The organism is Kluyvera sp. Awk 3 (assembly GCF_028069715.1).
Classification (GTDB): domain Bacteria; phylum Pseudomonadota; class Gammaproteobacteria; order Enterobacterales; family Enterobacteriaceae; genus Kluyvera; species Kluyvera georgiana_A.
In genome coordinates, this window is record NZ_JANEWH010000145.1 from 1 (window position 1) to 10,720 (window position 10,720).

At 52.8% G+C, this 10,720-nt stretch carries 12 protein-coding genes; 4 read left to right on the plus strand and 8 right to left on the minus strand.

The window, feature by feature from the left end:
- Positions 1–245: 245 nt before the first annotated feature.
- From tcyN to NNN71_RS21030, 7 genes are all read right to left on the minus strand, one after another.
- Positions 246–998 (minus strand): L-cystine ABC transporter ATP-binding protein TcyN, encoded by a 753-nt coding sequence (gene tcyN / locus NNN71_RS21000; protein ID WP_064544555.1) that lies wholly within the window; start codon positions 996–998, stop codon positions 246–248.
- The gene (gene tcyL, locus NNN71_RS21005; protein ID WP_064544553.1) at positions 995–1,663 is read right to left on the minus strand and encodes a cystine ABC transporter permease; all 669 of its coding nucleotides are present in this window, start codon (positions 1,661–1,663) and stop codon (positions 995–997) included. The genes tcyN and tcyL overlap by 4 nt, the downstream gene beginning before the upstream one ends.
- A gap of 13 nt (positions 1,664–1,676) precedes the next feature.
- Positions 1,677–2,663, minus strand: a complete 987-nt coding sequence (gene dcyD / locus NNN71_RS21010) for a D-cysteine desulfhydrase (protein WP_271459261.1) — start codon at positions 2,661–2,663, stop codon at positions 1,677–1,679.
- An 81-nt stretch (positions 2,664–2,744) separates the two neighbouring features.
- Entirely contained in the window at positions 2,745–3,545 is an 801-nt protein-coding gene (gene tcyJ / locus NNN71_RS21015) for a cystine ABC transporter substrate-binding protein (RefSeq protein ID WP_163449006.1), read from the minus strand.
- An 85-nt stretch (positions 3,546–3,630) separates the two neighbouring features.
- Positions 3,631–4,182 carry a flagella biosynthesis regulatory protein FliZ gene (fliZ, locus tag NNN71_RS21020; protein WP_223804202.1) on the minus strand — a complete coding sequence of 184 codons (552 nt, stop codon included), beginning with the start codon at positions 4,180–4,182 and terminating at the stop codon, positions 3,631–3,633.
- Between the two features lie 60 nt (positions 4,183–4,242).
- Positions 4,243–4,962 (minus strand): RNA polymerase sigma factor FliA, encoded by a 720-nt coding sequence (locus tag NNN71_RS21025; RefSeq protein ID WP_064544586.1) that lies wholly within the window; start codon positions 4,960–4,962, stop codon positions 4,243–4,245.
- A 166-nt stretch (positions 4,963–5,128) separates the two neighbouring features.
- Positions 5,129–6,829: a FliC/FljB family flagellin gene (locus tag NNN71_RS21030; protein ID WP_271459262.1), complete on the minus strand. Its 1,701-nt coding sequence runs from the start codon at positions 6,827–6,829 to the stop codon at positions 5,129–5,131.
- A gap of 265 nt (positions 6,830–7,094) precedes the next feature.
- Here NNN71_RS21030 and fliD point away from each other — a divergent pair, with 265 nt between their 5' ends.
- Genes fliD through fliT form a run of 3 tightly spaced genes read left to right on the plus strand, consistent with a single transcriptional unit; the run spans position 7,095 to position 9,310 of the window.
- A complete protein-coding gene (gene fliD, locus NNN71_RS21035; protein WP_249023081.1) occupies positions 7,095–8,501 on the plus strand; it encodes a flagellar filament capping protein FliD in 1,407 nt (468 codons plus the stop codon).
- A 24-nt stretch (positions 8,502–8,525) separates the two neighbouring features.
- Complete coding sequence (gene fliS / locus NNN71_RS21040; protein WP_064544546.1) at positions 8,526–8,936, plus strand: flagellar export chaperone FliS; 411 nt, start codon at positions 8,526–8,528, stop codon at positions 8,934–8,936.
- Positions 8,936–9,310, plus strand: a complete 375-nt coding sequence (gene fliT, locus NNN71_RS21045; protein ID WP_163449009.1) for a flagella biosynthesis regulatory protein FliT — start codon at positions 8,936–8,938, stop codon at positions 9,308–9,310. Before fliS ends, fliT begins: the two co-directional genes overlap by 1 nt.
- A 42-nt stretch (positions 9,311–9,352) precedes the next feature.
- Here the strand turns inward: fliT and yedD are convergent, their stop codons facing one another.
- Positions 9,353–9,766, minus strand: coding sequence for a lipoprotein YedD (gene yedD / locus NNN71_RS21050; RefSeq protein ID WP_271459263.1), 414 nt, complete (start codon positions 9,764–9,766; stop codon positions 9,353–9,355).
- Positions 9,767–10,391: 625 nt separating this feature from the next.
- Between yedD and NNN71_RS21055 the strand changes: the two genes are divergently transcribed.
- On the plus strand, positions 10,392–10,720 hold a 329-nt coding region (locus NNN71_RS21055), incomplete at its 3' end, for an acyltransferase family protein (RefSeq protein WP_271459264.1).

Consider the following 10,720-nt stretch of genomic DNA (forward strand, 5'->3'; position numbering starts at 1 on the left):
ATAAAATATCACGCCTGCCTGAAATAATCTTAATTTGCCTCATTTCTGTAACTTAGCGCACGATATTCCGGCTTTCCGGCGCTTTATGGACCTTTCAGGCGGAATAATATTTACCTATTGATGGGGCATGCTTAAGTAAAATTTTTCATTAAAAAGGCGATGGTACAGGGGCGTCATTATTTGCTATGCGAATTAAGTCCCGTAGAAGGCGCGCCAGCGTGTATTGCTGGCGTACCTCAAAGCGACTACTGCATCAGGAATTTTTCGAGGAACTGGCGGGTACGGGCCTGCTGTGGGTTGGCAAACAGCGCTTTGGCTTCGCCCTGCTCCACAATCCGCCCCTGGTCCATAAAGATGGCACGGTCAGCGACATCACGAGCAAAGCTCATTTCATGAGTCACGATGACCATCGTACGCTTCTCCTGCGCCAGCGCGCGGATGGTGTTCAGCACCTCCCCCACCAGCTCGGGATCCAGTGCCGACGTCGGTTCATCAAACAGGATCACATCCGGGCGCATCGCCAACGCTCGGGCAATCGCCACACGCTGCTGCTGGCCGCCGGAAAGACGGCGCGGATAGCTCTCTTCTTTACCTGAAAGCCCCACCTTGCCCAATAGCTCGCGAGCCCGAGCAACCGCCCCGGCTTTATCCTCGCCCTTCACGATCACCGGCCCTTCAATAATATTCTCCAGCACCGTACGGTGCGGGAACAGATTGAAGCTCTGGAACACGAAGCCGACGTGCTGGCGCAGACGGCGAATCAGCCCTTTCTGCTGGCCGATGGGGCGTGCGGTATCAATGGTGATATCGCCGACGCGTATGGTGCCGCTCTCCGGCTGTTCCAGCAGATTAATACTGCGCAGCAGCGTGGTTTTGCCGGAGCCGCTTGGCCCGATAATCGCTACCACTTCACCCTCTTTCACCTCAAGATCAATACCGTGCAGCACGGTCTGTCCGTGGAATTTTTTAACCAGGTTTTTGACTTCAATTGCACTCATTTCGGGTCTCGCTCCTGGCGGTTAAGCTGATTTTCAAAATAGTTTTGCAGCACCGACAGCACGGTCGCCATCACCCAGTAAATCAGGGATGCAGCCAGATACATGGTGAATACTTCCAGCGTACGCGAGGTGATCAGCTGCGCCTGACGGAACAGTTCCGGCACCTGAATCGTCGCCGCCAGCGAGGTATCCTTCACCAGGCTGATAAAACTGTTCGATAACGGCGGTAGCGCCACGCGCGCCGCCTGCGGCAGAATCGCCCGGCGCATCGTCTGCCACGGGGTCATACCGATACTCGCCGCCGCTTCCCACTGGCCTTTATCGATCGACGAAATCGCAGCACGCAGCGTTTCGGCAGCATAGGCCGCGGTATTCAGCGACAGGCCGATCATCGCCGACGGAATCGGATCCAGTTCGATGCCAAACTGCGGCAGACCGTAGTAGATCATAAATAGCTGGGCAATCAGCGGCGTGCCGCGAAAAATAGAGATATAGCAACGTGCCAGCCAGCGCACCGGCGCAATGGGCGACAGGCGCATCAATGCGAGAATAAAGCCCAGAACCAGCCCAAAGAACATCCCGCCAATACTGAGCTGGAGGGTAAAGACCGCGCCTTTGAGCAGATACGGCGCGGAGTCGATCACTAATTGGATACTTTCTTGCATGAGCGCGTTCTATTTAAATGTGAGGATGATAGGCGAACAGCGCAGGCGCGCCGCCGGTATGGACGAACAGAATAGGCCCTTCATCTTTGAAGCGTTTCTGGCTGATGCCGTCGATAAGCCCGGCCATCGCTTTGCCGGTATAGACCGGATCGAGAAGAATGCCTTCCAGACGCGCGAGCAGTTTCACCGCTTCCATGCCGTCGTCGTTCGGAATACCGTAAGCCGGGGCGAAATAGTCGTCCCACAGCGTGATTCCGGCAGTAGCCGTCAGTTCAAGACTGCGCGCAATCTCCTGCTGAAGCGTGACCACTTTCGGCAGTTGATCGGCCACCTTGCGGGAAACGGTGACGCCAATCAGCTCGGCTTCCGGCATCACCTGTTCGAGCCCCACGGCCAGACCGGCATGCGTTCCTGCGCTGCCGGAAGCGACCACCACGGAGGAAATCGACACCGCACCTTCGCACTGCTGCGCGATTTCCAGCGCGCTCTCCACGTAACCCAGCGCACCCAGCGCGTTTGAACCGCCAACCGGAATCACATAAGGACGAAAGCCCTGCGCTTCGAGACGCGTCGCCAGTTCAGCCAACTGCGCGTTCGGGTCGGTTAATGCCTCGCACATCTCGACCTGGGTGTTAAACAGATCCAGCAGCAGACGGTTGCCGTTGCTGAGATAGTTTTCTGCCTTCGTCCCCATCGGGTTTTCCAGCAGCGCCACGCAGTGCAGCCCCAATTTTGCCGCCACTGCCGCCGTCTGGCGCACGTGGTTAGATTGAATCGCGCCAGCGGTCACCAACGTGTCGGCCCCTTCGCGTAGTGCGTCGGCAGCGAGAAACTCCAGTTTACGCAGTTTGTTTCCGCCCATCGCCAGCGGCGTGACGTCATCGCGTTTGATAAAAATGTCGCGCCCGATGTAGTCGGAAAAACGCGGCAGATATTCCAACGGCGTCGGCGCGCCAATAAACTCAAGGCGCGGAAAACGGGTTAAATTTTGCAGTGACATAGCATCTCCTTAGTCTCGTTTTTATTATGCGCCGTAAATAAAAAAAGGCGCCCTTTCAGCGCCTTTTTTCCTTCAGAGCGATTACTGCGTAACGTCAGCTCCAAACCATTTTTCGGACAGCGCCTTCAGGCTACCGTCTTTCTTCATGGCGTCAATAGCGCTATCCACTGCTTTGAGCAGATCGTCGTTGCCTTTACGCAGCGCAACGCCTGATTCCTGGCGGGAGAACGCATCACCGGCCACCGCCAGCGTATTGTTGGTTTTCTTCACCAGATCCAGTGCCGCCAGACGGTCAACCAGAATGGCGTTGATTCGGCCAACGCGCAGATCCTGATATTTGGTCGGGTCATCGTCGTAAGTCCGGATGTCCACGCCCTGCACGTTCTGACGCAGCCACTCTTCATAGTTGGTGCCCAGACCGACGCCGACTTTTTTACCTTTCAGGTCCGCCGCGGTTTTGATGGAGTCTTCACTGCCCTTCTTCACCAGCGCCTGAATACCGGAAATGGTGTAAGGGGTGGAGAAGTCATATTTTTTCTGACGTTCCGGCGAAATGGTGACCTGGTTAATCACCACGTCGATACGTTTGGAGTCCAGCGACGCCAGCATACCGTCCCATTTGGTCGGTTTCAGATCGGCCTTAACGCCAAGGTGTTTAGCCAGTTCATTCGCGAAATCGACTTCAAAACCGGTCAGTTTGCCGTCATCACCCTGGAAACTAAACGGAGGATAGGTCCCTTCCAGCCCAACGCGCAGCGTGCCGCGTTCTTTAACCTGGTTTAATAAATTTTCGGCAGCAAAGGCTTGCACGCTTGCTCCCGCAACCAGCGCAACGGCCATTACGCCCATCAGCGCCTGACGACCCAGAAACTTCAGTTTCATTATACCCCCGAAAAACATTATTTTTCCGTAGTGTAAACCGTTCATCATCAATGACAAACACCCATAAGATCCATGTTATTCCAATTTAATATATATCAGAGGTTTCACGGTCTGCGAAGTTTTGTGCGTTGTTCAGCGCCTGCTGGTGATGAAATCGCAGGTATTTACGTAGTGCAATACGATAATTGTTGGTGCTGGTATCCGGCAGCCACGCCTCCAGCTTGACGTCAGCCTGGCGCTCCAGCAACAGCGTGCGCGGCACCTGTTGCGCGGAGAAGTGGTTGCCCAGGCGACGCAAACGTACGACGTATTCACGTACGGTACCGGCGCTCATGTCCGTGTGTTCGAGGAGGTATTGTTTGAAGCCGATGATATTGAAGAAGGCGCTCTGCTCTTTGCAGTGCAGATCGCCGCAGAAACGGCACAGCGCGGACCACGCATCGCGTTCCTGCTGCCAGGCCGCGTCGTCCATCAGGGTATCGAGGCGGGATATCGCGATTTTATTGACTATCTCCCCCTGCCGAACCAGCGTGATGCGGTCGAGCAGTTTATGACAGTGCGCGCAGTGTGTTTGGCTGTGTTTGAAGTCTTTCAAATAGCGGCTTAACGGCCGTCTTTTTACCTGCATCATCATGATAACTCCGGGTTTTCATTGATTAATGCGGCATTCTTTGGTTGAACGTAACGTTATACCAACCTACAGCTTACCCAGCTTGATGCGCAGACGCTTGATCGCCTGACTGTGCAACTGGCTGACGCGCGATTCCCCGACTTCCAGCACCGCGCCAATCTCTTTGAGATTGAGCTCTTCCTGGTAATAGAGGGTTAACACCAACTTCTCACGTTCCGGTAAGGCTTCAATCGCCTCCATCACGCGCTGGCGAAGATCGCCTTCCAACAGTTGATGCAGAGGATTTTCGTGCTGATTCTCTTCCGTCACCAGTTCAATGCTGTCGCCATACTCTTCTCGCCACTCGTCGTAGGAAAAAAGCTGGCTGTTATTGGTATCTAACAGCACCTGACGGTATTCCTCAACCGCAATCCCCAATCGCTGCGCGACTTCGGTTTCCGTCGCGTTTCGTCCCAGCTCTTGCTCCAGTTGACCCAGCGTTTGCGCAACTTCACGCGCGTTCCGCCGGACGCTACGCGGCACCCAGTCACGGCTGCGTAATTCGTCCAGCATCGCCCCACGGATGCGTTGCACTGCGTAAGTGGTAAATGCCGTACCTTGCAGAGCGTCATAGCGTTCAACAGCATTCAATAAGCCGATACCGCCCGCCTGGAGCAGATCGTCCAGTTCCACGCTCGCCGGCAAACGCACCTGGAGGCGCAGCGCTTCATGGCGCACCAACGGCACATAGCGTTGCCATAGCGAGTGTTTATCCATTACACCTTCAGCGGTATACATTGAATTCACGATAAACAGCCCTGCATTAATATGAGTTATCGGCACGATTATCCGTTTCTATAGCCGTTTTAATCGGTGGAACAGTGGGAGAAATGTGGGGTTATTTGCGCAGTAAAGTGAAATTTCAGTAACAAAAAAACCCCGCCGAGGCGGGGTTGAGTCAGGTTGAGAGCGATTAGCCCTGCAGCAGAGACAGAACCTGCTGCGGTACCTGGTTGGCTTTCGCCAGCACGGAGTTACCGGCCTGCTGGATGATCTGCGCTTTAGACATGTTGGACACTTCGGTCGCATAGTCGGCGTCCTGAATACGGGACTGCGCTTCAGACAGGTTGGTGGTGGTGTTGTTCAGGTTGGTTACCGCAGAATCCAGACGGTTCTGGATAGCACCCAGGGATGAACGGAATTTGTCGATGGAGCTGATTGCGTCATCCAAGGCTTTCAATGGATCTTTGGTCGCAGTGCCAGTGCTGGTTGTATTCGTGGTCAATTTGCCATCTGCGCTCACATATGCCTGAGCACCAACATTTGCGGCATATTTACCAGTACCATCACCACCAGTAACAGTGACAGCGCCAGTGTCTTTATCTACTGAATAGGTCGTATCGTAGGATGCTGTTTTGGTCAGTTCGCCATCATTGTCAACGTACGAATCGGTAGAAACACCATTTTTGAGGGAAGCTTCATAGTGCAGTGCGCCGCTGTTGTACGTGATAGTTGTTCCAACAGTATCAGCCTTAACTGTCGCCATCAGTGCATCAGCAGATACGGTGTCTTTATAAGTGACACCGCCACCTACAACGCCGGAACCAGAATCAGTACCGCCAGCAAACTTGTAAGTTTTACCACCAAAATCCACTGAAGACGCAACAGCAGTGCCCGCTTTATTATTTGTATCCGCAGCAGCAAACAGGGTATCCATTGTCGCCGCAGTTTCTGTACCCGTCGGGTTGTTGGTAGTCAGCGCCCCATTAACCAGGTATGCTGCTTCTCCGCCGATAGTAATATTGCCACTAGCATCAACGTCAAAGTTAACTTTGCCGGTTGATGAAGTGTAAGAACCAGACGCCGACTGCCCAACATCAGCTTTCAGACCAGCTGCAACACCAGCAACACCAGCAGTAGCAACCGTTGCTGTTGTAGAGAAGGATTTCGTTGCAGCATCGTAGCTGTAAGAGTTACCACCTACATCAACAGTATCACCGGTATTCAGTTTGCCGAATGCCGTGGAAGCATCCAGAGCTTTAAAGTCAGTAGTAACAGTGATATTACTTGTATCAGTAGTAACATCCGCCCCAGTAGCAGCAAGATCACTAATAGTCGCAGCTTTGTTCGCAATAGTACCTTTACCATTCACGTTAAAGCCATTCAGACCCAGAGTATCAGAGTCGATCTTCTTCAGGTCGATAGTAATGGTCTGACCATCATTCGCACCCACCTGAATTTTCATGGAACCATCTTTCGCCAGCACGTTCACGCCGTTGAACTGGGTCTGACCGGAGACACGGTCAATTTCGTCCAGACGGGATTTGATTTCGTCCTGGATGGAAGACAGGTCAGAATCGGAGTTAGTACCGGTAGAAGCCTGAACGGTCAGTTCGCGGATACGCTGTAAGTTGTTGTTGATTTCAGACAACGCGCCTTCAGTGGTCTGCGCCAGAGAGATACCGTCGTTGGCGTTACGCGCAGCCTGAGTCAGACCTTTGATGTTGGAGGTGAAACGGTTAGCAATCGCCTGACCCGCAGCATCGTCCTTCGCGCTGTTAATACGCAGACCAGACGACAGACGCTCAATAGAAGTCGACAGAGCAGACTGGTTCTTGTTGATATTGTTCTGAGTGATCAGCGAGAGGCTGTTGGTATTAATGACTTGTGCCATGATTCGTTATCCTATATTGCAAGTCGTTGATTACGTAATGGGTTTCCACCCGTCGGCTCAATCGCCGTCAAACTTGTTATCGTCTGCCGTTAAACAACCTTTAGAATTTTTTTTCGCAATCACGCATTTTTTTAGCCGCCGAAATACTCTTTTCTCTTGCCCTTATTCCCGCCATTAAAAATTTAGAATTAAGCGTAAACTTTGTGACATTCAGGCCGATAACCCCGGTATTCGTTCTACGTGTCGACAGATAAAAGGAAATCACATGGCAAGTATTTCATCGCTGGGAGTCGGGTCGGGCCTGGATTTAAGTAGCATTCTCGATAGCCTCACCGCCGCCCAGAAGGCGACGCTGACGCCTATCTCTAAACAGCAGACGTCTTATACCGCAAAGCTGAGCGCCTACGGGACGCTGAAAAGCGCGCTGACCACGTTCCAGACCGCTAACACCGCGTTGTCGAAGGCTGACCTGTTTTCCGCCACCACCACCACCAGCAGCAGCACCGCATTTAGCGCCACTACGGCAGGGAATGCGATTGCCGGGAAATACACCATCAGCATCAGCCATCTGGCGCAGGCGCAAACGCTGACCACCAGCACCACCAAAAGCGATACCAAAACCGCAATCGCCACCAGCGACAGCACGCTGACCATTCAGCAAGGCGGCGGTAAAGATCCGATCACCATCGATATCAGCGCGGCCAACTCCTCGCTGAGCGGTATTCGCGATGCCATCAACAACGCGAAAGCGGGCGTCAGCGCCAGTATCATCAACGTCGGTAACGGCGAATATCGTCTGTCGGTGACCGCAAATGACACCGGTAGCGATAACGCCATGACGTTGACCGTCAAAGGCGACGACGCGCTGCAAAGCTTTATGGGTTATGACGCCAATGCCAGCAGCAACGGGATGGATGTCTCGGTTATTGCGCAGAACGCCCAGTTGACCGTCAACAACGTCGCCATTGAGAACAGCAGCAACACCATCAGCGATGCGCTGGAAAACATCACCCTGAACCTGAACGATGTCACCACCGGCAACCAGACGCTGACCATCACTCAGGACACCACCAAGGCACAAAAGGCCATCAGCGACTGGGTCACCGCCTATAACTCGCTGCTGGACACCTTTAGCAGCCTGACAAAATACACCGCCGTAGATCCGGGTTCCGATAGCCAGAGCGCAAACAACGGCGCCCTGCTCGGCGACTCGACGCTGCGCACGATTCAGACTCAGCTCAAAAGCATGCTGAGCAACAGCGCCAGCTCCTCACAGTTCAAAACGCTGGCGCAGATCGGTATTTCTACCGACCCGAGCACCGGCCAGCTTGAGCTGGATGCCGACAAACTCACCGCCGCGCTGAAAAAAGACGCTACCGGCGTCGGTACTTTGATCGTCGGCGACGGCAAAAAAACCGGCATCACCACCACCATCGGCACCAACCTGACCAGTTGGCTTTCCACCACCGGCATCATCAAGGCCGCCACCGATGGCGTCAGCAAAACGCTGAACAAATTAACCAAAGACTACAACGCCGCCAGCGATCGTATCGATGCGCAGGTTGCGCGCTACAAAGAACAGTTTACCCAGCTGGATGTGTTAATGACCTCGCTGAACAGTACCAGCAGCTACTTGACGCAGCAGTTTGAATCGACCAGCAATTCCAAGTAATCACTTTTGATCGGGAGAGACATCATGTACGGGGCAAAAGGTACGCAGGCCTACGCACAGATTGGAGTGGAAAGCGCCGTCATGAGCGCCAGTCAACAGCAGCTTGTCACCATGCTGTTTGACGGCGCGCTCAGCGCGCTGATCCGCGCCCGCCTGTTTATGCAGGACGGCAACCAGCAAGGGAAAGGTCTTTCCCTGTCGAAAGCCATCAACATTATCGAAAACGGGCTGAAAATTGGCCTGGATGAGGACAGCCGCGACGAGCTGACGCAGAACCTGCTGTCGCTGTATGCCTATATGGTCAGACGCCTTCTGCAAGCCAACCTGCACAATGATGTTAGCGCCATTGAGGAAGTTGAGGCGTTAATGCGCAACATCGCTGATGCCTGGAAGGAATCTCTTCTTACGCCTAACTTGATTCAGGACGCCGTCTAATGAGCCATGCACCGCACCTTTATCTGTCGTACCAAAAGCTGGTTGAAAAAAGCAATCTGATGCTACGGCTTGCCACGGAGGGACTGTGGGACGAATTAATCGCCAGCGAAATGGAGTACGTCAATGCGGTGCAAAAGATTGCTCAACTGACGCGAGAGAGCCAGCCAACGGAACCGCTTCAGGAACAACTTCGCCCGATGCTGCGTAAAGTGCTTGATAACGAAAATACCGTAAAGCGCCTGTTGCAGGCCCGCATGGACGAACTGGCGAAACTGGTGGGACAATCGTCAATCCAGAAAACGGTGATGACGACCTACGGTAATCAGGGCGGTCACGTACTGGTTCCGCAGGATAATGTAGACCTGAATCACTGATGAATAGCGCTCCGACATCAACCATGCCGGAGCGACAAAATCTTACGGCAACACCGACGGCAGCGGCGCTTTAGTCAATGCGTTGGCGCATTCTACCGTGGGCCGCTCAACCCGCTGCAATGTCATGCCATCGTATTTCAGCGAATTGCCATCGCGTTCCACCGCATAAACATCCAGCTTGTTGGTCACGTTGTAGACATCGCTATCGCGCAGAGTGAGTTTACCCGGCAGCGCAATCACCCGTTGCCACTGGCGGCAGTCCAGCGTGTCGCCGTCGCGAGTGATAATCAGGCTGGCCATCGCCTCCGGGCTGACCAGCGCGCGCTGCGGCCCCATCGTCTGCCAGTATCCCGCCAGCCCCGCCGGAGCAGGTGATTTCACCACGGTTGAGTAGTCTTCAATCTGCGCACAGCCCGCCAGCGTCATCAGCGCTGCCACAATGGCTAATTTTTTCATTATTCATCCTGTTCCGGGAGAAAAAAACAGAAACATTATAGCGTTAAACCTGCGGGGGTTTCACGGAAAAGACGGTGCCTAGAGGGTAATCCGGACGAACAGAGGCAGGACTCTCCCAACATTGAACTCCATTGAGAGAGCGACAGAAGCTAGACTTGCATCCCCATCACATGAGCATACATTTTTCATAACCGACAAAGATCGTCCAAGAGCGCACTACAAAACAGATGGTTAGAGTCGCAGAAAACATCAGTCGTCTATGTTCGCCTTAGAGCGAGTGCTGTTTTGTGTCCCATCCATGCCCCACTTGCCACTCCCTAGCCGATCTTTCCCCTCGGCATACAAACAACACCATGCAGTTATCATGATAAGAGACTCACGATGAAACCCTGCCCATCCTACTGCCTACGGGAGATGATGCAGTTCAGGGCAGACTGGCTTGATGAGAAGGTGTGAGCGGTTGGTGCGAGATAAGCACAATAACCATTTCAAGGTTAGTAATGCTGTTTTTGTGTTAACCTCGTCGCGAAGAATTGTTAAAGATTAGGATTTACCCTACTTGAATTTGAGTTAACTTGCGAATGCATATAAAATCTCGCTTTACGCTAGACTGTCGGATCTGCTAATGCAACAGAAAAACATAAATTCTCTCCAGATATTGAGGGCATTTGCTGCTATATCTGTGGTAATAACCCATTCTGGGATGAAAATACCAGGCATAAATATTGGTGACCTTGGTGTAATTGGGGTTGACCTGTTTTTTGTGTTGAGTGGCTTTCTTATGACCTATACGTTCAAAGAGTCACGTGTTGGTTTATCATTTCTAAAAGCTAGAATCCTAAGAATTTATCCTGTTTATTTGGTTATATCTGCTCCTATGATTCTATCATCATTCATTAACTGGAATGATGCTGATAAACTTTATAACCTATTTCATAATACGACTCTAATACC